This is a genomic window from Cupriavidus sp. DB3, assembly GCF_020418465.1.
Classification (GTDB): domain Bacteria; phylum Pseudomonadota; class Gammaproteobacteria; order Burkholderiales; family Burkholderiaceae; genus Cupriavidus; species Cupriavidus cauae.
The window spans coordinates 41507-60168 of record NZ_JAIZPL010000001.1; the positions used below are offsets into that span (position 1 = coordinate 41507).

An 18662-nucleotide genomic window follows, 5' to 3' on the forward strand; every position below is an offset into this window, starting at 1 on the left:
CGGCAATTGCAGCATCGCCATGAAAACAGACCGCTGGGCCTACGAAAATCTCGAAGTCTACGTATGGGAAGGCAAGTACGAATTTGCCGACCGCGTAGCCCGCTTTCTCGCGCCGCTTGGCGCCGAAGTGATCCGCGCCGGTGGGCTCGAAGGCTTGCCGACCGAGCCGCGCCTGAAACTGTCGGTGGCGATCATCAGCGTGTCGGTGATCGGCGCCGCCAAGTTCACCGCGCTGGATTGGGAGGCGGTGCACGGCATGCCCGTGATCTGGGTCGCTGCCCCCACGCGAGAGAACGATCCGGGCCGCTTTCCGCCGGAATACGCACACATCCTGTCGGACGATTTCACCGGCGCCGACCTGCGTGCCCAACTCGGCAAGCTGCTGCCGCAACTGCTCGCGGCCAGCGAGGTGCAGCCGGAGATCGCCGAGCTGGTGGCCGGCTCGCCGGCGATGCAGCAACTGATGTCGCATGTCGACACTTACGCCGACTTCGACAGCAACGTGATGCTGTATGGCGAGACCGGTGCGGGCAAGGAACGCATCGCCCGGCTCTTCCACGAGCGGCATAGTCTCTATGGCAAGGGGCCGTTCGTCGCCGTCAACTGCGGTGCGATTCCCGACGGGCTATTTGAATCGCAGTTCTTCGGCCACGCCAAGGGCGCGTTCACCGGCGCGATGTATGCGCACCGCGGTTACTTCGAGCAGGCCAACGGCGGCACGCTGTTCCTCGACGAAATCGCCGATCTGCCGCTGTTCCAGCAGGTCAAGCTGTTGCGCGTGCTGGAGGAGAACGTCGTCACGCGGCTTGGCTCGACGCTGCCGGTCAAGCTCAATTTCCGCCTGGTCGCCGCGACCAACAAGGACCTGCGCGAGGCGGTCGGGCAAGGCAAGTTCCGCGCGGACCTGTATTTCCGGCTGGCCGTGATCGAACTGCGGATTCCGAGCCTGGAAGAGCGGGGCGCCGCCGACAAGGTCGGATTGCTCGAGGCCTTCCTGCGGCAGATTCTCGGACGGTCCGGCTACGAGGCGCTGCCGCCGATGCCGGACTGGCTCAAGGGCGCCGTTGGTACCGCTTACTTCGCCGGCAACGTACGGGAGTTGCGCAATCTGGCGGAGCGCGTCGCGATCGTGGTGCAGCACGACGGCCTGTGGGACCAGGATCGCATTCGGCCGCTGTTCCGCGCGCTGCGGCCCGGGGCGTTCGAGGGCAACGACCGGGGCGTCGACTGGCGCACCGAGGTCGAAGAACGTCGCCGCATCATTGCCGCGCTCGATGCCAACGGCTGGCGCCGCCAGGACACGGCCGCCAGCCTCGGCATCAGCCGCAAGGTGCTGTGGGAGAAGATGCGCAAGTTCCAGATTGCCGACAACGAGGCGGAACCGGCCTGAGCGTGGGCCGGTCCGCGCGGCCATGCGGCCATGCGGCCATGCGGCCACGCCTTGGCGCGATATCGGGACAGGGCTGCCGATCCTTACCGACTCCGCTTCGCCGCCTCGTGCTCCAGCAATTCTCGCAACTCGGCCCGGATCGTCCGCAGCAGCACGATCCGCTCTTCGGGCGTCGGCTCGCGCAAGAAGGCGTACGCGTGCAGCGTCAGCGGATGCAGGCCGAGGACGCTGGCGATCTGCGCCACCTTGTCCAGCGTCGGGCTCTTCTGCCCACGCTCCAGGCTGCTGACATAGGTGCGGCTCGATACGGTGCCGAACGCCTGCTGCGACAAGCCTCTGGCAGTGCGCGCGGCCCGCAGCGCCCCGCCGAAATGCAGCCGGAAGTTCATCTTTTTCAGGTTCAGGAGGACGTCGGGATCTGGGCCTTGCTGCATCTTCGGTAACTCGTCATCACATTCATCGCGCGCCCGCCGTCGGCTCGCGCACGGACAGCCCGCCGCCGAAGGCAAAACCCTGGCCGAAAGGCAGGGCGGGTTGCGCGGGCGCGTGCCGCGGGCGGGAGGCCGTATCCGCAGCCCGGTGGCCATCTGCCGATGAGCCGGACAGGATCTGCCGGATGCGCGCCAGATAGCGTTCGCCGACGGCCCGGTTGGCCCGCGTCGTTTCCATGCGGAAGGCACTGCGCGCCGGCGGACGAATGTCCAGCGCACGGCAGACTTCGGACACATAGGGCTTGGACTCGCCGTTCAGGCGCCTGGCAGCGAGCCGCACCGCGTCGTCACCGACCTGTTGGCGCAGCCACCGAAGGACGAGACGGTCGTATTCGTTCTGAATCCGGATCAGGTCTTCCATGAGCACTCCCGCAACTGTATGTTTGTACAGGTACTGTAAGGATATACAGTATCTGCGCGGATGCAAGGAAAAATTGTTGACGAGGCACACGATCTGTGTGGCTCGGCCTGAGGCGTTGCCCACGCGACATTTTTACGCGCCAAAGGCTGTATCCTTGTTTTACTGCTTGAAGCGAGTATTCTTTGGATACAAAGGAAAGCCAGTAAATCCGGAATACAATCGATCCGTTGTAAAGCAGGAAAACAGCCGAGGCCCGTATGCGCAACTTCACCGTCCGAACGTCCGACCAGTTACCGCAGTTGCTTCAAGCGTTCCGCAAGGAAGCAGGTCTGACGCAAGCCGAGGCCGCAATGCGCATGGGCGTCAGCCAGCAGACCTTGTCAGCGCTGGAACGCAACGCCGCGCGCATCAGCGTCGAACGGCTCATGCGCCTGCTCGGCATCCTTGGCGTCGAGTTCGTGCTGCGCAAGGAGGCTCCGTCACCCGGCAATAGCGACAGCCATAGCGACAGCAATAGCGGCGAGGCGTCGTCGACCACGCAGGCCTGGTGACAATGGGGCGACGGTCGCACACTCGCGCGCTCGGCCTGTGGATGAACGGCGCCTTCGTCGGCACGTGGCGGTTCCATCCTCATGCGGGGGACACGCTGGAATACGCCCCCGAGTGGGTGGCCTCCGAACAGGGACGGCCTTTGTCCCTGTCCTTGCCCTTCATCCCCGGCAACTCGCCCCACCGCGGCGAGAAGGTGCGGGCCTATTTCGAAAACCTGCTGCCGGATACCCGGGAAATCCGCGAGCGCATTGCGCGGCGGTATCGCACCGGCTCGATCGACGCCTTCGATCTGCTTGCCGAGATCGGCCGCGACTGCGTGGGCGCGCTGCAGCTGCTGCCGGACGGTGCGTCGCCAGCCGTGGGGCAGGCGGTACAAGCCGAGCCGCTGACTGAGGCGCAGGTCGCACAGGTGCTGCGCGGCACGCTGGCGCCGGCGCCGCTGAGCATCGTTCACGACGAGGACGAGTTCCGCATCTCGATTGCCGGCGCGCAGGAGAAGACCGCGCTGCTGTATCACAACGGCGCGTGGTGCCTGCCGCATGGCCAGACGCCAACCACGCACATCCTGAAGCTGCCGCTTGGCTTGGTGGGCGGGCTGAAACTGGACCTGAGCGAATCGGTGGAGAACGAGTGGCTGTGCTCGCTCGTCATGAAGGAATTCGGCTTGCCGGTGGCCCGTTGCGAGCTGGTGCGGTTCGAGGACATGAAGGCGCTCAGCGTGCAGCGATTCGACCGCGTCTGGTGGCAGGGCCCGGCGGGCGACAGCCGCCTCGTCCGCCTGCCGCAAGAGGACATGTGCCAGGCGAAAGGCGTGCCGCCGACGGCGAAGTACGAAGCCGATGGCGGCCCGGGCATCGACACCATCATGGACACGCTCGCGGGGTCGATGACGCGCGAGCAGGACCGCAGGACCTTCTTCCAGGCACAGGTCATTTTCTGGATGCTGCGCGCACCCGATGGGCACGCAAAGAGCTTCAGCCTGTTCCTGCGCCCGGAAGGGCGGTATCAGCTGACTCCGCTCTACGACGTGCTGTCGGCCCATCCCATCATCGGCGAAGCCCCGGGCCGGCTCTCTCCGTTCAAGATCAGGATGGCCATGGCGGTCCGGTCGCAGAACGCACACTACAAGATGCGCGAAATCGAGCGCCGGCATTGGGTGGCCCTCGGCGAGCGGCATGGCGTGCTGACGCCCGACGGACGGCCGGCACGGTATGTGGTGGAAGACCTCGCAGAACGCGCCCCGGCGGTGGCTCAGGCGGTGCGGGCGCAGTTGCCGGCGGACTTCCCCGAACGGCTCGCCGAGTGCGTCCTCGATGGGATGTTGACGGAGGCCGAAAGGCTTGCCGGGTAGCGTCCCGGGGTAATGCCCGGGGTAATGCCCCGGGTAACGCCGGGCGGGCGGAGCCCTTCAGCGCGCCATCGTCATGAGGTCTTCATGAGCGGCGCGCCGCCGCCTCAGAAGTCCACCGTCATGGCGACCTTGAAGGTGCGCGGGGCGCCCATGATCAGGTACCCGCCATATGCGGACGCCCAATACGCCTTGCCCGCGACGTTCTCCATGCCGGCGCGCAGCGTGTAGCGCTGCTGCGCCGCCTTGAAGGTATAGCGGGCGCCCAGGTCGAAGCGTCGCCACGACGGCAGGCTGACCCGGTTCGCCACGTCCAGATACTGGCGTCCCGTCTGCAGATAGCGGCCCGATACGGTGAAGCCCGGCACGCCGGGGATGTCCCACTCCGCGCCGACATTGAGCGTGTAGTTCGGTACGCCGACCGCCTTGTTGCCATCGTTCGCCGGCGTGCCGGTACGGTTCAACCTGGCGTCGATATAGGCCACGCCGGCCAGCAGGCGGATGCCGGGCAGCGGTTCACCGAAGCCGCTCAGTTCGATGCCCCGATTGCGCTGCTCGCCGGCCAGCGAATACACATCGCCCTGCAGGATGCCGGACGGCTGCTCGATCTGATAGACGGCCAGCGTGCTGCCGAACTTGCCGGCGTCCCACTTGACGCCGGCCTCGACCTGCCTGGACTTGATCGGCGGGAACACTTCGCCACGGTTGGCCGCCGTATTCGGCGCGGTCGGTCCTTGCGCCAGGCCCTGAATGTAGTTGGCATACAGCGAGATCTGGCGCGTCGGCTTGACCACCAGCCCGAAGGCCGGCGACGTGGCCGACTCGTCGTAATTCGACTGTTGCACGCCCGTATAGCTGTAGCCGCGTACGCTCAGGTTCTGCTGCCGCACGCCGGCGGTCAGCAGCACGCGGTCGTCGAGGAAGGACAGCGTGTCCGAGATGGCGAACCCGCTGAGGTTGGTCCTGCCGGTGACGCCGGGGTTGGCCATGTCGCCGCCGGTCAGCGTGGTGCCGGGCCGCGGCGTCTGCACCGGGTCGTACAGGCCGGTGGCGAAACGGCCCGACATCTCGTAGGCCGTGCGCTTGACCGATTGCATGCCCGACCACGCCAGATTGATCCGATGCTTGACCGGCCCGGTATGGAAGGTGCCGCGCACGCCGACTTCCCCGGAGGTGGTGTTGGACTTGTACGGCACCGTCAGCCGCGCCGCGGTCCCGACGCCGCTCCCGTTCACCGTCAGCGAGGAATAGTTGCCGAACTCGTTCGTGTGGTGCGCGCCGACCGCCAGGTAGGTGGTCCAGTCGGGCGCGACGTCGTATTCGGCGCGCAGCGTGCCGTAGGTATCCTCCAGCATCGAATCGGTCCAGGCCTGCGCGAAGTTGGCGCGCGCCGACGGCACGGCGGGCAGCGTGGTGCCCGTCAGCGACACCATCGGCCGGCCCTGTCGAATGGTCTGCTTCTGGTAACCGAAGTCGGCCGACACGCGCAGCTTGTCGCCCTGGTAATCGAGGCCCGCGGTGAACAGGCGCTGCTGGCGGCGCTCGTCGTCGATGGCGGCCTCGCCGCCGCGCGCCAGCGCATTGATGCGCACGCCCCAACGCAGGTCCTCGCCGAAGCGGCGGCCGATGTCGACATGGCCACCGGCTCGGCCCTGGCTGGTGTAGTCGATGGTGGCCTGGGTCAGCGGCTGGTAGGGCGCAAACTTGGGAACCAGGTTGATGCTGCCGCCGATGCCCGTGCCGGTCGGCGTGACGCCGTTCAGAAAGGCGCTGGCGCCGCGGAAGACCTCGACCCGATCGAGCCCCTCGACGGCCACGAGCTGGCGCGGGGCAATGCCATAGAGGCCGTTGTAGCCGATGTCGTCGCCATTCAGCTGGAAGCCGCGGATCACGAACGTCTCGGAGAAATTGCCGAAACCCAGGCTGCTGCGCACGCCGGGATCGTTCGCGAGGACATCGGCGACGCTGCGCGCCTGCTGGTTCTGGATGGTCTCGGCGGTGTATGCCGTGATGCTGAACGGCACGTCCATCATGTCCTGATTGCCAAGAATGCCAAGCCGGCCGCCGCGCGCCACCTGGCCGCCGGCATAGGCGGGCGGCGGCTGGTCCGGCGTCGTCTCGGCGCGGACGGTGACCTCGGGCAGGGTTTCCGCCGACTCCGCGGCGGTGGAGGATTGGGCTTGCGCCAGGGCCGTCAGCGGCAGGGCCCCGGCGACCGTCATGGCAAGGACATGCGGTCGAAACCGGTGCGCGTGGGATGGGCGGGCCCACTCGGGGCGGCTGGCATGGAGTCGGGCAGACGGGGCGCGAACGGGGAAGCGGAGCGGGGACACGGGCGGCAATGTCGTATTGAAAGGACATAATGATAATCGTTTTCATTATCATTTGTGCCGGCAAGGCCGCGTCGAACATGGGGCGAGGACAGGTGCTGCAACCCCGTTGCGCATCCGGTTGCGCACCCGGTTGCGCATAGGGCCGCGAATCGGGAGACCGGCTTCGCCTCACTGCGTCCCGAATCCCTCCTTCAACGCCTCGCGCAGATAGTCCACCAGCAGCCGCACCGGCCGCGGCAGCAGCGGGCTGTAGGGCCGGATCGCGTAGATCGCGTCGCCGAACGCACCCGAAGGCCGCCAGCCCGGCAGCACTTGAACGAGCTTGCCCGCATGCAGATCAGCCTGCGCGGTGAAGTCGGGCACCAGCGCGATGCCCAGGCCGCCCAGCGCGGCATCGCGCAGCGCCTCGCTGTTGTCCGCCGCGAAATTGCCGCGGATGCCGACGCTCTGCCGGGCCGCACCGCCCCGGACCGGCTCGAAGCTCCAGGTCGGCTGCTCTCCCCGGCGGAAGTAATGCAGGCAGTTGTGCGCGGTCAGGTCGGACGGCGAAGACGGCGTGCCGTGGCGCCGCAGATAGGCGCGCGTCGCCACCAGCACCGTGCCAGTGCGGCACAGCGTCCAGGCGATGTGGGTATCCGGTGCCCGCGAGGCGTGGCGCACCGCGAGGTCAAAGCCCTCGCGCGCCAGCGAGGCGAAGCTGTCCGACAGTTCCAGCTCCACGCGGATCTGCGGATACATCGCCAGAAACGGCGACAATCGCGGCACGATCTGCTGCCGGCCCAGCGCCACCGGTGCGGTCATCCGCACCAGCCCGCGCGGCTCGCCGCCCATGTCTTTCACGTCGCCGAAGCTGCGCTCGATCGACTCGAACGGTATCCGGGTCGCGTCCACCAGCCGCTGCCCCGCCTCGGTCAGCCGCACGCTGCGCGTGGTGCGCTGCACCAGCGGGATGCCGGCCGCCCGTTCCAGCTCGGCGATGCGCTGGCTCATCGCGCCCTTGCTGATGCCGAGTTGCGTTGCGGCGGCGGTATAGCTGCCCACGTCGCCCAGCACCACCAGCGAGTGCAGATGCACCCACAGCGATTCGATCTTTTGCTTGTCCATCGACGGATTGTTTAATTCATTGAACAGTGAGTCAAGCGCGGCGCTATTGAATGAGGCCGGGAGCGACGCCTACACTGGCCCCATTCCACCGATTCCAGAACTGATTCCAGAACTCCAAAGGAGCCCGAGATGACCCAAGCGCATGCCTATACCGACCGTGCCGACGTCGGCCACTACATCGGCGGCCAGCGTACGAGCGGCAGCAGCCAGCGCCGGCAGGACGTGTTCAATCCGGCCACCGGCGAAGCCGCGCGCAAGGTTCTGCTCGGTGAAGTCGCCGATGTCGACGCCGCCGTCGCCGCGGCCGCCGCTGCATTCCCCGCCTGGGCCGACACGCCGCCGATCCGCCGCGCCCGCGTGATGCAGCGCTTCCTGCAATTGATGAACCAGCATCGCGACACGCTCGCGGCGATCATCACCGCCGAGCACGGCAAGGTCTTCTCCGACGCGCAGGGCGAAGTCATGCGCGGCATCGACGTGATCGAGTTCGCCTGCGGTATTCCCCAACTGCTCAAGGGCGATTACACCGATCAGGTCAGCACCGGCATCGACAACTGGACCATGCGCCAGCCGCTGGGCGTAGTGACCGGCATCACGCCGTTCAACTTCCCGTGCATGGTGCCGTGCTGGATGTTCCCGGTGGCCATCGCTGCGGGCAATACGTTTGTGCTCAAGCCCAGCGAGCGCGATCCGAGCGCGAGCCTGTTCATGGCCGATCTGCTGGCCGAGGCGGGTTTGCCGGCCGGCGTGTTCAACGTCGTGCAGGGCGACAAGGTGGTGGTCGACGCGCTGATCGCGCATCCGGAAGTGAAGGCCGTCAGCTTTGTCGGCTCGACGCCGATCGCACAGGCGATCAGCGAGCGTGCCGCGCAATTCGGCAAGCGCGTGCAGGCACTGGGCGGCGCCAAGAACCATCTGGTGGTGATGCCCGATGCCGATCCCGAGATGGCCATCGACGCGCTGATCGGCGCGGCCTACGGTTCGGCCGGCGAGCGCTGCATGGCGGTGTCGGTCGCGGTGCTGGTCGGCGATACCGCCGATCGCCTGATTCCGAAGCTGGCCGAACGCGCCCGTGCGCTGAAGATCGACAACGGCATGAACCCCGAAGCGGAAATGGGCCCCGTGGTCACCCGGCAGGCGCTGGAACGCATCGAGGGCTATATCGGCCTGGGCGTGGAAGAGGGCGCGACGCTGGTGCTCGATGGCCGCGGCCATCGCGTGGCCGGCCATGAAGGCGGCTTCTTCACCGGCGCCACGCTGTTCGACAACGTCACGCCGCAGATGCGCATCTACCGCGAGGAAATCTTCGGCCCGGTGCTGGCCTGTGTCCGCGTCAAGGACTTCGCCGAGGCGGTCGAGCTGATCAACGCGCACGAGTTCGGCAACGGCGTGGCCTGCTACACCAGCGACGGCGGCATCGCCCGCGAATTCGCGCGGCGGATCCAGGTCGGCATGGTCGGCATCAACGTGCCCATCCCCGTGCCGATGGCCTGGCATGGCTTCGGCGGCTGGAAGCGCAGCCTGTTCGGCGATACGCATGCCTACGGCGAAGAGGGCGTGCGCTTCTACACCAAGCAGAAGTCCGTGATGCAGCGCTGGCCGCAGAGCATCGGCAAGGGTGCAGAGTTCGCGATGCCGACGGCGAAGTAAGGCGCGCCACAAACGGCGACATCCGGCGGCGCCGGCGGGGGAATACCCGCCGGCGCCGTTTTTTTTGCCGCGATCCCCGAACGCTTCAACGCGCGGATGCCGGTGCGGTGCGGTGGCAGAGGTCTCCCAACATTCCTGTCCGTTCAAGATAGCGAAACAAGCGTGGCATGGATGAAGCCTCGCGCGTTAGTTTGCATGCGCAAGTTCCCCGCGCGGGATCGACGTCGACGCCGATCGTGCCACGGAGCAACACCGCAACTATCGGCAGTCAAAGGGAGACAAACCATGAATACACGCAGGCGATGGATGGCCGCCACGGACGCCGGCGTCAAGCCGGAGTGAGAAGCCATGCAAACCAAGGGTTCATTCGATAGCAGCGGCCTGGGCGGGGCCGTGTTGGCCGGACTGCGCGTCGTCGACTTCGGCCAGTTCATCGCCACGCCGTCGGCAGGACAAATCCTGGCCGATCTGGGCGCCGACGTAATCAAGGTCGAGCCTCCGGGCGGCGATGCCAGCCGTCGCTCTGGATGGCAGGCCGATGCCTGTGGGCCCATGTTTTCCGCTTATAACCGCGGCAAGCGTTCGATCGTGCTCGATCTGCGCCGCGAAGAGGATCGAGATGTGGCGATGGATCTGGTTCGCCGCGCCGATGTGGTGCTGCAGAATGCGCGTCCGGGCGTAATGGAGAAATACGGGCTTGGCGCCGAACAGCTTCGGGGCGAGCATCCGCGGCTTGTCTACGGCTCGGTCAATGGCTTCGGCGACAGCGCGCCGGCGGCGGCGCGCCCAGGCCTCGATATCGCCGCGCAGGCCGAAAGCGGCATGATGAGCATGAACGGCGATGCCCATGCCGATCCAACACGCGTCGGCTTCACGGTCGTCGATGTGCTGGCCGGTCGTACGCTGGCGACAGGCGTGCTCGCTGCGCTGGTGCGCCGTGGCATCACCGGACAAGGTGCCCATGTCAAGGTGTCCCTGATCGACGTGGCAGCCGATGCGCTGAGCCAGCAGTGGGCCGAGTACCAGATCCTCGACACGGTGCCGTCACGCTGCGGCAACGGCCAGCCGACGATGGCGCCAGCGGCGGATGTGCTACCGACTGCCGACGGCAGAATCGTGATTTCGGCCTATCTGCAGGAACACTTTTCCCGCTTGTGCGAATGCGTCGGACTGCCGGAACTCGCGCAGGACGCACGCTTTCACGACAACGCCTCGCGCGTGGCGAATCGACCCGCCTTGCTGGGGATGCTTGCCGGCGCGTTGTCGGCACTGACCACCGAAGACGCTTGCCGAAGGCTCAATGCCGCTGGCGTGGTGTGCGGCGCGGTGCGCGACCTGCACGATGCCATCCAAACCGCGCAGGCCACGACACCGGAACGCGTGATCAACGTGCCGTCGCCCGGCAACCGGTCCCTGCGGATGCCGGCCTTGCCCATGACGATCGACGATGCAAGCTCGCGCGATGCCGCCCTTCCCGATCTCGGCCAGCATACGGCGGAGATCCTGGCCGAATTGGACCGGCAGCGGGAAACGATGGCATAACCCGATGGCATAACCCGATGGCATAAGCCGCTTCAAACGAGCGCCTCGCTGGCGGGCGCGTTGGCATTGTTCGCCGTTTGCGCCGACCAGCCGCTGGTTGCGGTCATCGCGATGCTGCTGGTCGGGCTGACCGGCGTGTCGCTGAATCCCGCGATGGTGGTGCGCGTGATGCGCGCCGCGCCGCCCGGGCCGCTGGTCAATACCATGCATACCGCGGTGATCAATATCGGCCTAATGTCCGGCTCGTGGCTTGGCGGCGTAGGCATCAGCCAGGGCTGGGGACTGCGATCGCCGCTGTGGGTCGGCACGGTGCTGGCCGTAGTTGGCGTGCTGGCGGTGCTGCCTTATGCCTTGCGGCGGTCGCAGGCTCTGAATGAGAGCTTTGAAGCGGAGTGCGCGAAGGGATAGACGTGTTCGATCCCTAAACTAATCCCGATCAATCGCGCGAGAACGCAGCGCCCCCGCCTGGCCGGATATAACGCGGCGTAGGGAGGCCCATCGCTTTCGCAGCATTCAGAATGCCGTCCTCGATCGCGCCCGCGTCGCGTACCCCTTGATATTCGCCGTCCTTGAAAATCACGTTGGCGCCGTAGACCACCATGAATCCTTCGGCCGCCTCCCTGGCATCGGCCGGCACGGAGAAGGTATGGACGGAGCCGCCGGGCTCATACAGGTAGCTGCCGGCGGTCTGGCGATCGTCGGGGTATTCGACGTAGTTCCACTCTCCCTTCGTCGTGAAGAAGTGGACGGTGCCCGTGTGGAAGTGCGGGGGCAGCGTGGTGCCCGGCTCGAACTTGCCGTACAGCACCCAGACGCCGTTTTCACGGTCGAGGAACAGCGGAATGATGGTCGACCCTGACTCCGATCCAGGGAATTCGACTGCTTCATGGATGTTCACCGTCAGCAGACGGTCTTGATGCGTGACGACCTTGGGCAAGGCCATGATTCAACTCTCCTTTGCCAGTAGCGGCAGAGCTGGGACCCATAGCCCAGCGTGATATGGGAATGGCCAGGCCGGTGGCGCTTTACAACAGCCCCAGCGCGCGCAGCTTCGCATCCGGGGCGGAGTACGGCCGTTCGCAGATGATCTTGTCCGAGCCCGGTGCAAACTCGAACGTGGCGGCGATCCGGATGCGGAACGTGCGGCCCGTCGGCGCATAGGTCTTTCCGTTGGCCTTCAACGGACCCAGGTGCGTGCCTTGCAGCCAGAACTCGACCAGCACGGTATCGCCATCGGCCGCAATTGCGATGATCTCGTTCTTCAGATCGGGGAATGGCACGCGCGATGAATCGAAATAGCCCCGCACCTCGGCTTCGCCATCGAATACCGTTCCACTGCCGTGCATTTCGTAGCGGGGATGCGCGAAGGTGTCGATCACCGCGTCCCAATCGTGGACGCACTCCAGCGCCATATGATCGCGTACGGTCTGGATGCGGGCTTCATTCAGTGTGGAAGGCATAAATCGTTCTTGTGGTGTCGTCATGAAAGAGGGGAGAGCACGAGCGCCGCGATGCGTCAGTCCAGCGCCATCTGCGCCTGTCTTGCGATCGATTTCCACATCGGGATATCGCGCGCATTGATCGCTTGCTGCTCGGCCCCGGAAACGTATTTCGCCGTGATGCCGAGCGACAGCAGCTTGCTGACGACCTCGGGTTCCTTCAGCGTGTTCTCGAGCACGGCCGACAGCTTGTCGACGATCGGCTTCGGCGTCTTGGCAGGGACATACATCGCCCATGTCAATTCGCGGTCGAAATCGACGCCTTGCTCCTGATAGCTGGCCACGTTGGGCAGACTCGGTGAGCGCTTCGTGCAGACGGCCAGCGCCTTGACCTTGCCCTCCTTGACGAAGGGCGTGGCGGTGACCATGTCGACGAAACCCACGGAAATATGGTTGCCGAGCAGATCGGTGATGATCTGCGCGGTGCCCTTGTAGGGCACGTGCTGCAGCGGGATGCCGGCCTTCTGGCTGAGGATCTCGCCGCAGAAATGTCCGGTCGATCCGGAGCCCCAGCTGGCGTATTGCACCGGCGCCTGCTGCTTGCGGGCCAGAGCGGTCAGCTCTTTCAGGTTGTTTGCGGGGTACGAGTTCGACGCGACCATCACGATGGACGAATTGCCGATGGTCCCCAGGCTCTGAAAGTCGCGCACGGGGTCGTAGGGCAGCTTCGCGTACGTCGCGGCCGCCAGCGGATGCGTCGACATGCCGCCGATCATGATCGTGTAGCCGTCCGGGGTCGCCGTCGCAACGGACTGGGTCCCGATCGTGCCGGCGGCGCCGGGCTTGTTCTCCACCACCACCGGTTGCTTCAGCTGTGCGGCAAAGCGTTCGGCGAGAAAGCGGCCCAGCGTATCGCCGCCACCGCCAGCGGAGAAGGGCAGCAGCATGCGAATGGGGCGCTCGGGATAGTTGGCGGGGTCCGCCGCCTGGGCGGCCGTGGCCGCCAGGGCCAGCAGCGCGGTGGTGAAGAGTGTCTTCATGTCTGTCTCCATGGGGTTCGCCCGTTCTGCGATGCGGGTATCGGTTCACGTCTCCGGTGCAGTGGAAACGTTTCCATATCAGTGTGGCTAAGGTGAATGCGGGCAGCAATCATGGTTAACGCTATGCTGCATAACGCCGCGCCATCGGCTACCGTATTGTTATGGAAACGTTTCCAGCGTTGCAATGACATGGAGCCGAAATGAGCTTGCTGTTCGGAGGCGTATGCCAGATCGGCTACGTCGTACGCGATATCGAGAAGGCGATGCGGCACTGGAGCGAGGTGCTTGGCGTCGGACCGTGGTTCTACAAGAAGGAAGTCGGCACGACCGAATTCCGCTATTACGGCGAGGCGTCGGCCTTGCCGGATCTCTCGATCGCGCTGGCCAATTCCGGCGGCGTGCAGATCGAGTTGATCCAGCAGCGCAATGACGCGCCGTCGCTGTATCTGGATTCGCTGAAGCAATTCGGCGAAGGGATGCAGCACATCGCGTACTGGACGGGCGACCGGTTCGACGAGTTCGCCGAACGATTGCGCGCCAGCGGCTATGTCGAGGGCCACGGTGGCCGGATGGGCATGCGCGGCCGATTCGCCTATTACGTGCATGCGGGCCTGCCGGGCAATATCGTCGAGATCTCCGAAATGTCCGGCGGCAAGGGCGAATATTTTGCCGCGATTGCGGAGGCCGCGAAGAACTGGGACGGCAGCGATCCGATCCGGCGGATTGGAGCACCGCAATGAACGCCACCGAGGGCAGGGATTCGGAACGCCGGATCGCGGTGGTAACCGGCGCCGCGCGCGGCATCGGGCTCGCAATCAGCAGCCGGCTCGCCGCGGACGGATACGCGGTCGCCCTGTGGGATCGCGATCGCGCGCTGCTCGATGACGGCGTTCAGGCCCTGCGCAGAGACGGCGCGCACGTATTGGGCGTCGCCGTCGACATTACCCATCGCGGACAGATAGACCGCGCATTTGCGCAAACCGTCGAAACATTGGGTACGCCGACGGCGCTGGTCAACAATGCCGCCATCCTCGGTCGCAGAGGCCCCACGGTCGACGCGTCGGTCGACGAATGGAAGCTCGTTTTTGACGTCAACGTATTCGGCGCGTTGCAATGCGCGCAAGTAGTCGTGCCCGCGATGGTGAAAAATGGCTGGGGGCGCGTGGTCAATTTGGCCTCGGTCGCCGGCAAGGAAGGCAATCCGTTTGCCGGTGCCTATGCGGCATCGAAGGCCGCCTTGATATCGATGACGAAGAGCCTCGGCAAGGAACTGGCGGAAACGGGCGTGCTGGTCAATTGCATCACGCCCAGCGCGGCGGATACCGACATCTTTGGCGCACCCGAGGAGAGCCAGCGGGCGCAACTGCAGGCGCGCCTGCTCGAACGTGTGCCGATGAAGCGCTTTGTGCGAATCGAAGAAGTGGCGGAGATGGCCGCATGGCTGTGTTCCGAGCGCTGCAGCTTCAGCACGGGCGCGGTGTTCGACATCAGCGGCGGGCGTGCCGTCTACTGAGAGAAACGGCACGGCCTGGCCCTGGCTTTCGACGATAATAGCGGGCGAGGAAGCCTGCGAAGATTGCCGCATGCTTGGACATTCCCGCCGGATCATCAATGACCAGCCGAACGCGCACCCCCAGCTCCGATACGCCCGCCCGCGTCACCATCCGTGACGTGGCGCGGGCCGCCGGCGTTTCGGTGGGGACGGCATCGCGCGCCCTGAACCGCAGCGGCCCCGTGAGCGAGGCCGCGCTGCAGGCGGTAGAGCGCGCCGCCAAAGCCCTGGCGTATGCGCCCGATCCGATTGCGCAAAGCATGCGCACCGGCACCTCCGGCGTCGTGGGCCTGCTGGTTTCCGATCTGGCCAATCCGCTTTACGCCCGCATCATCACAGCAGTGGAGACGCGGCTGCAGCGCGAGGGTTATGCGATGGTGGTCGGCAACACGCATAACAACAAGGCCCAGGAAGAGCTGATGGTGGACCTCTTCCGACGCCGCCGCGTCGATGGACTGATTCTGGGGCCCTGTGAAACCGAGCGCCCCGATTACCTGGCCCAGATCTCCCGCGATCTCGCCGTTGTCGCGATGGACCGCGATTTCGGTGCGCAAGGTGTCGGCGTTCATGTCGAACACGCCCGCGGGTCATACGAAGCGACACGATACCTGCTCGACCTGGGGCACACACGCATCGCGCTGATGACCTCCGACGGCGCATTGCGCCCGGGCCGAGAGCGCATCAACGGCTATCGCGAGGCGATGGAAGAACGCGGCCTGGCCGTGGACAACACGCTGGTGCGATCCAGCCGCTCGGCGATGGATCTGTCATTCAGCGATGCATTGGCGCTTCTCTCGGCCAAGGATCGACCGACCGCTTTCATCTGCCTCGGTACACGGATTCTCTCCGGCGTCCTGCAAGCGATGAAGCAGACCGGAAACCGCGTGCCGCAGGATGTCAGCCTGATCTGCGTCGGCGACAGCGATCTCGCGCAGCTCTACTCCCCGGCGATCACGGCGATCAATTGGGATCTGGAGGCGGTGGGGACGGCGGCTGCGGAAATGCTGCTGCGATCTATTGGCGTGGGTTCGGGAAGAGGCGAGGGGAAGGTGCTGGAGGGCGAGGAGATTCGGCTGACGACGCATGTTGTCATGCGGGAATCTTGCGCGCCGCCTCGGGCCGGGAAGACGTAAAGGTCCGAGCATCCCCAGGGCGGGCCTCGCTTGTCCGCCCATGCTTTCCTATGTCTGGCACGCGTCAGGGGACGGGTTTCGGCGGCGCATGGCGCGCCAGGAACCGATCCAGGTGCCCGGCAAACGCCTTGCTGTCCTGAGCGGAATACGGCGCAGGCCCCCCAGTATCGATGCCCGAGGCGCGGAGCTGGTCCATTACCTCACGCATCGTCAAGCGCTCCTGGATGTTCTCCCGGGTGAACCAGCTTCCTCGTGGATCGAGCACGTGGGCGCCCTTGTCCAGGGCAGCCGATGCAAGTGGGATGTCCGCCGTAATCACAAGGTCACCGGCGTTGACCAGCTCGACGATCCGCTCGTCGGCGGCGTCGAAGCCCGCCGGCACCTGGATCGATTTGATGAAGCGCGAAGGCGGCGTGCGCATGTACTGATTGGCGACCAGCGTGACGCACACTTCCAGGCGTTGCGCCGCTCGGTACAACATTTCCTTGACTACGACCGGGCAGGCGTCTGCGTCGACCAGGACTTGCATCGCGGTATTTCCTTTGAATAGGGCGCTCATGATACCGCTTGAGTGGGCCATTTCCACGGCGATCCGCCACACCGATGCGACTACGATTGCGCCGCGGCGAGAACGAACCGAGGCGAAAAACGGTCGCTGCTACGCCAATCTCAGATCCCGCAGCATATCCAGTACGTGTTGCGTGGAACGTTCAACGTGCCCCGCACGATGTGCAATTCCGAGCCGACGCCACAACGCCGGGCGCAGCGGACGCATGACAATGCGCTTGTCCGGTAATGGCGCCGTCGCCTCGTGGGGCAACAGCGCCGCGCCATAACCTGCTGCTACCAGACTCTTGATCGCATCGTTGTAGTTCAGCTGAATGCGAGGCGCAGGATGATAGCCCGCCGTCGCGAACCACTCAGCGGTCAGGCGGGAAAGCCGCGTGGTCGCGTCATTGAGAATCAGAGGTTGGGCAGCGAGCCATTCGGGCGTGACGCGCGCCGGGCAACGCCAATGCGCCGGCACAAAGGCCATCACGGGGTCGCGCCTCCACGGCTTGATCACGAGTCCAGCTACCGGTGGCTGAGGCAGTGCGACCAGTCCCACATCCAGCGTCCCATCCGCCAGCCGGGACAACGTTTCCTGTGAGGTCAGCACGGCAACCTGAATGTCGATAGCAGGATGGCGCTGGCGCAGACCCTCCAGCGCCTGCGGCAGCAGGTGCGCGAGCGCGCCAGTCGATGCAGCCAGCCGAACGCGTCCTTCGAGCCCCTGCACCTGGCGCTGAATATCGTCCAACGCCTGCTCCGCATCGGCCAGCAGCCGACGTGCGCGCTCCACCAGCACCTCTCCGATCGCCGACGGCCTTACATGTCCGCGCTTGCGCGACAGCAGTGGAGCCCCAATGCGGTCTTCCAGTTCGGCGATATGGAGGCTGACCGTTGGCGGCGCCAGGTGCAAGGCACGCGCGGCATCGGCAAATGAGCCCCGGTCCGCAATGGCGACCAGGGTGCGCAAGCGGTCCAGGCTGATCTCTCGCATGTCGGCGTCCGGGTTCAGGAAAGATGAATGTTCTCGTTGTGAAATTCAACTTTCCCTATTGTAGCGGTCCGCCGAAGATGGGGCTCGTTCGTCGTTCGACTTCTTGCAACCCCAATCCCAGCGGAGTATCCACGTATGAGCTCACCCGTTGTTTTCATCGACGGCGACCAAGGTACCACCGGGTTGCTGATCCACGAACGGCTGCGTCACCGGACCGACATCCGGCTGATGACGCTGGCGGCTGCCGAGCGCAAGGATCTGCGGCGGCGCGCAGAAGCCTTGAATGCCTGCGATATCGCCATCCTCTGTTTGCCGGATGCCGCCGCGCGCGAGGCAGTGGCGGCCATTGTCAATCCCGCGGTCCGGGTCATCGACGCCAGCTCCGCGCACCGTACACACCCGGACTGGACATACGGATTCCCCGAAATGGCGCCCGAGCAGACGGAGCGAATTGCAAACGCACGTCGGGTCACCAATCCGGGTTGCTATCCGACCGGTGCAATTGGCCTGCTGCGTCCGTTGGTGCAGGCCGGGCTGATACCGGGCGATTACCCCATCAGCATTCATGCGGTATCCGGCTACTCGGGGCGCGGACGCGCCGGCGTGGAGGAATATGAGGGGCCGGGCGCCGCCAGCGCGCAGTCATTCCAGGTCTATGGGCTGGAACTCGCGCACAAGCACACGCCGGAGATCCAGCAGCACGCCGGGCTCGCGCAGCCGCCTATTTTTGTCCCCGCATACGGATCGTTCCGCCAGGGCATCGTGCTGACGGTGCCGCTGGCGTTGCGGCTGTTGGCGCCCGGCGTCAATGGCGACACGTTGCACGCCTGCCTCGCGCGCCACTATGCGAACGCGGACCACGTACATGTCTTGCCGCTGCAGGAATCGAGCACCTTGAAGCATCTGGATCCGCAAGCGCTGAACGGTACGAACGACATGCGCCTGAGCGTATTTGCTGGCGCGCAGCACGGCCACGTCCTTCTGTCCGCGGTCTTCGACAATCTTGGAAAGGGCGCATCTGGAGCAGCGATTCAGACCCTGGACCTGATGCTGGCGTAGCGGTGGTTGGCATTGGATTGAGACAACGTTCGGGTCGACCTATTTTGGCCGGCAAGCCGAAGTGAGCCTTCGATAAAAAAACCCGGGCCGTCCTCCGACGCCCGGGCGAGTACTACAGGGGCACT

The 18662-nt window shown here is 65.4% G+C and carries 19 protein-coding genes; 10 read left to right on the plus strand and 9 right to left on the minus strand.

The genetic code is table 11. The features are described from left to right. Window positions 1–19 precede the first annotated feature (19 nt). The gene (locus K7G19_RS00155; RefSeq protein ID WP_149319898.1) at window positions 20–1390 is read left to right on the plus strand and encodes a sigma 54-interacting transcriptional regulator; all 1371 of its coding nucleotides are present in this window, start codon (window positions 20–22) and stop codon (window positions 1388–1390) included. Window positions 1391–1473: 83 nt separating this feature from the next. On the opposite strand, the gene K7G19_RS00160 is transcribed toward K7G19_RS00155, so the two are convergent. Both K7G19_RS00160 and K7G19_RS00165 read right to left on the minus strand, forming a co-directional pair. Continuing rightward, window positions 1474–1824, minus strand: coding sequence for a helix-turn-helix domain-containing protein (locus tag K7G19_RS00160; RefSeq protein ID WP_226105080.1), 351 nt, complete (start codon window positions 1822–1824; stop codon window positions 1474–1476). 22 nt (window positions 1825–1846) lie between these two features. Then, on the minus strand, window positions 1847–2242 hold the full coding sequence (locus K7G19_RS00165; RefSeq protein WP_317845730.1) for a hypothetical protein: 396 nt from the start codon (window positions 2240–2242) through the stop codon (window positions 1847–1849). 257 nt (window positions 2243–2499) lie between these two features. Here K7G19_RS00165 and K7G19_RS00170 point away from each other — a divergent pair, with 257 nt between their 5' ends. Continuing rightward, entirely contained in the window at window positions 2500–2793 is a 294-nt protein-coding gene (locus tag K7G19_RS00170) for a helix-turn-helix transcriptional regulator (RefSeq protein ID WP_149319899.1), read from the plus strand. A gap of 41 nt (window positions 2794–2834) precedes the next feature. Further along, the gene (locus K7G19_RS00175) at window positions 2835–4145 is read left to right on the plus strand and encodes a type II toxin-antitoxin system HipA family toxin (RefSeq protein WP_255650544.1); all 1311 of its coding nucleotides are present in this window, start codon (window positions 2835–2837) and stop codon (window positions 4143–4145) included. 104 nt (window positions 4146–4249) lie between these two features. Here K7G19_RS00175 and K7G19_RS00180 read toward each other — a convergent pair whose 3' ends face one another. Then, a complete protein-coding gene (locus K7G19_RS00180) occupies window positions 4250–6364 on the minus strand; it encodes a TonB-dependent siderophore receptor (protein WP_226105083.1) in 2115 nt (704 codons plus the stop codon). A gap of 279 nt (window positions 6365–6643) precedes the next feature. Further along, window positions 6644–7579 carry a LysR family transcriptional regulator gene (locus tag K7G19_RS00185; RefSeq protein ID WP_226105084.1) on the minus strand — a complete coding sequence of 312 codons (936 nt, stop codon included), beginning with the start codon at window positions 7577–7579 and terminating at the stop codon, window positions 6644–6646. A gap of 129 nt (window positions 7580–7708) precedes the next feature. On the opposite strand from K7G19_RS00185, the gene K7G19_RS00190 reads away from it, so the two are divergent. The 3 genes from K7G19_RS00190 (at window position 7709) to K7G19_RS00200 (ending at window position 11179) form a co-directional block, all read left to right on the plus strand. Further along, the gene (locus tag K7G19_RS00190; RefSeq protein ID WP_150082429.1) at window positions 7709–9229 is read left to right on the plus strand and encodes a CoA-acylating methylmalonate-semialdehyde dehydrogenase; all 1521 of its coding nucleotides are present in this window, start codon (window positions 7709–7711) and stop codon (window positions 9227–9229) included. A gap of 348 nt (window positions 9230–9577) precedes the next feature. Further along, complete coding sequence (locus tag K7G19_RS00195) at window positions 9578–10771, plus strand: CaiB/BaiF CoA-transferase family protein (protein ID WP_226105085.1); 1194 nt, start codon at window positions 9578–9580, stop codon at window positions 10769–10771. A gap of 60 nt (window positions 10772–10831) precedes the next feature. After that, complete coding sequence (locus K7G19_RS00200; RefSeq protein WP_226105086.1) at window positions 10832–11179, plus strand: hypothetical protein; 348 nt, start codon at window positions 10832–10834, stop codon at window positions 11177–11179. Window positions 11180–11207: 28 nt separating this feature from the next. Here K7G19_RS00200 and K7G19_RS00205 read toward each other — a convergent pair whose 3' ends face one another. The 3 genes from K7G19_RS00205 to K7G19_RS00215 all read right to left on the minus strand — a co-directional run bounded on the left by K7G19_RS00205 (window position 11208) and on the right by K7G19_RS00215 (window position 13250). After that, window positions 11208–11714, minus strand: a complete 507-nt coding sequence (locus K7G19_RS00205; protein ID WP_149319905.1) for a 2,4'-dihydroxyacetophenone dioxygenase family protein — start codon at window positions 11712–11714, stop codon at window positions 11208–11210. Window positions 11715–11796: 82 nt separating this feature from the next. Next, window positions 11797–12330: an ester cyclase gene (locus tag K7G19_RS00210; protein ID WP_226105087.1), complete on the minus strand. Its 534-nt coding sequence runs from the start codon at window positions 12328–12330 to the stop codon at window positions 11797–11799. Continuing rightward, window positions 12288–13250 carry a tripartite tricarboxylate transporter substrate binding protein gene (locus K7G19_RS00215; RefSeq protein WP_226105088.1) on the minus strand — a complete coding sequence of 321 codons (963 nt, stop codon included), beginning with the start codon at window positions 13248–13250 and terminating at the stop codon, window positions 12288–12290. Before K7G19_RS00215 ends, K7G19_RS00210 begins: the two co-directional genes overlap by 43 nt. A 200-nt stretch (window positions 13251–13450) precedes the next feature. On the opposite strand from K7G19_RS00215, the gene K7G19_RS00220 reads away from it, so the two are divergent. The 3 genes from K7G19_RS00220 (at window position 13451) to K7G19_RS00230 (ending at window position 15935) form a co-directional block, all read left to right on the plus strand. Then, window positions 13451–13990, plus strand: coding sequence for a VOC family protein (locus K7G19_RS00220; protein ID WP_226105089.1), 540 nt, complete (start codon window positions 13451–13453; stop codon window positions 13988–13990). Beyond that, window positions 13987–14763, plus strand: coding sequence for an SDR family NAD(P)-dependent oxidoreductase (locus K7G19_RS00225; protein ID WP_226105091.1), 777 nt, complete (start codon window positions 13987–13989; stop codon window positions 14761–14763). Before K7G19_RS00220 ends, K7G19_RS00225 begins: the two co-directional genes overlap by 4 nt. 98 nt (window positions 14764–14861) lie before the next feature. Next, complete coding sequence (locus K7G19_RS00230) at window positions 14862–15935, plus strand: LacI family DNA-binding transcriptional regulator (protein WP_226105093.1); 1074 nt, start codon at window positions 14862–14864, stop codon at window positions 15933–15935. 64 nt (window positions 15936–15999) lie between these two features. Here K7G19_RS00230 and K7G19_RS00235 read toward each other — a convergent pair whose 3' ends face one another. Continuing rightward, entirely contained in the window at window positions 16000–16464 is a 465-nt protein-coding gene (locus K7G19_RS00235; protein WP_226105095.1) for a YaiI/YqxD family protein, read from the minus strand. A gap of 129 nt (window positions 16465–16593) precedes the next feature. After that, entirely contained in the window at window positions 16594–17478 is an 885-nt protein-coding gene (locus K7G19_RS00240) for a LysR family transcriptional regulator (protein ID WP_226105097.1), read from the minus strand. A gap of 135 nt (window positions 17479–17613) precedes the next feature. On the opposite strand from K7G19_RS00240, the gene argC reads away from it, so the two are divergent. Then, window positions 17614–18537 (plus strand): N-acetyl-gamma-glutamyl-phosphate reductase, encoded by a 924-nt coding sequence (gene argC / locus K7G19_RS00245; protein WP_226105099.1) that lies wholly within the window; start codon window positions 17614–17616, stop codon window positions 18535–18537. The last annotated feature ends 125 nt before the right edge of the window (window positions 18538–18662 follow it).

What these genes read in the sequence shown, in the direction of transcription:
- K7G19_RS00180 (WP_226105083.1), bottom strand. Translation starts at nt 6,364, where the DNA reads ATGACGGTCGCCGGGGCCCTGCCGCTGACGGCCCTGGCGCAAGCCCAA.
- K7G19_RS00205 (WP_149319905.1), bottom strand. Translation starts at nt 11,714, where the DNA reads ATGGCCTTGCCCAAGGTCGTCACGCATCAAGACCGTCTGCTGACGGTG.
- K7G19_RS00225 (WP_226105091.1), top strand. Translation starts at nt 13,987, where the DNA reads ATGAACGCCACCGAGGGCAGGGATTCGGAACGCCGGATCGCGGTGGTA.
- K7G19_RS00220 (WP_226105089.1), top strand. Translation starts at nt 13,451, where the DNA reads ATGAGCTTGCTGTTCGGAGGCGTATGCCAGATCGGCTACGTCGTACGC.
- K7G19_RS00240 (WP_226105097.1), bottom strand. Translation starts at nt 17,478, where the DNA reads ATGCGAGAGATCAGCCTGGACCGCTTGCGCACCCTGGTCGCCATTGCG.
- K7G19_RS00215 (WP_226105088.1), bottom strand. Translation starts at nt 13,250, where the DNA reads ATGAAGACACTCTTCACCACCGCGCTGCTGGCCCTGGCGGCCACGGCC.
- K7G19_RS00175 (WP_255650544.1), top strand. Translation starts at nt 2,835, where the DNA reads ATGAACGGCGCCTTCGTCGGCACGTGGCGGTTCCATCCTCATGCGGGG.
- K7G19_RS00185 (WP_226105084.1), bottom strand. Translation starts at nt 7,579, where the DNA reads ATGGACAAGCAAAAGATCGAATCGCTGTGGGTGCATCTGCACTCGCTG.
- K7G19_RS00165 (WP_317845730.1), bottom strand. Translation starts at nt 2,242, where the DNA reads ATGGAAGACCTGATCCGGATTCAGAACGAATACGACCGTCTCGTCCTT.
- K7G19_RS00230 (WP_226105093.1), top strand. Translation starts at nt 14,862, where the DNA reads ATGACCAGCCGAACGCGCACCCCCAGCTCCGATACGCCCGCCCGCGTC.
- K7G19_RS00160 (WP_226105080.1), bottom strand. Translation starts at nt 1,824, where the DNA reads ATGCAGCAAGGCCCAGATCCCGACGTCCTCCTGAACCTGAAAAAGATG.
- K7G19_RS00195 (WP_226105085.1), top strand. Translation starts at nt 9,578, where the DNA reads ATGCAAACCAAGGGTTCATTCGATAGCAGCGGCCTGGGCGGGGCCGTG.
- K7G19_RS00190 (WP_150082429.1), top strand. Translation starts at nt 7,709, where the DNA reads ATGACCCAAGCGCATGCCTATACCGACCGTGCCGACGTCGGCCACTAC.
- K7G19_RS00170 (WP_149319899.1), top strand. Translation starts at nt 2,500, where the DNA reads ATGCGCAACTTCACCGTCCGAACGTCCGACCAGTTACCGCAGTTGCTT.
- K7G19_RS00155 (WP_149319898.1), top strand. Translation starts at nt 20, where the DNA reads ATGAAAACAGACCGCTGGGCCTACGAAAATCTCGAAGTCTACGTATGG.
- argC (WP_226105099.1), top strand. Translation starts at nt 17,614, where the DNA reads ATGAGCTCACCCGTTGTTTTCATCGACGGCGACCAAGGTACCACCGGG.
- K7G19_RS00235 (WP_226105095.1), bottom strand. Translation starts at nt 16,464, where the DNA reads ATGCAAGTCCTGGTCGACGCAGACGCCTGCCCGGTCGTAGTCAAGGAA.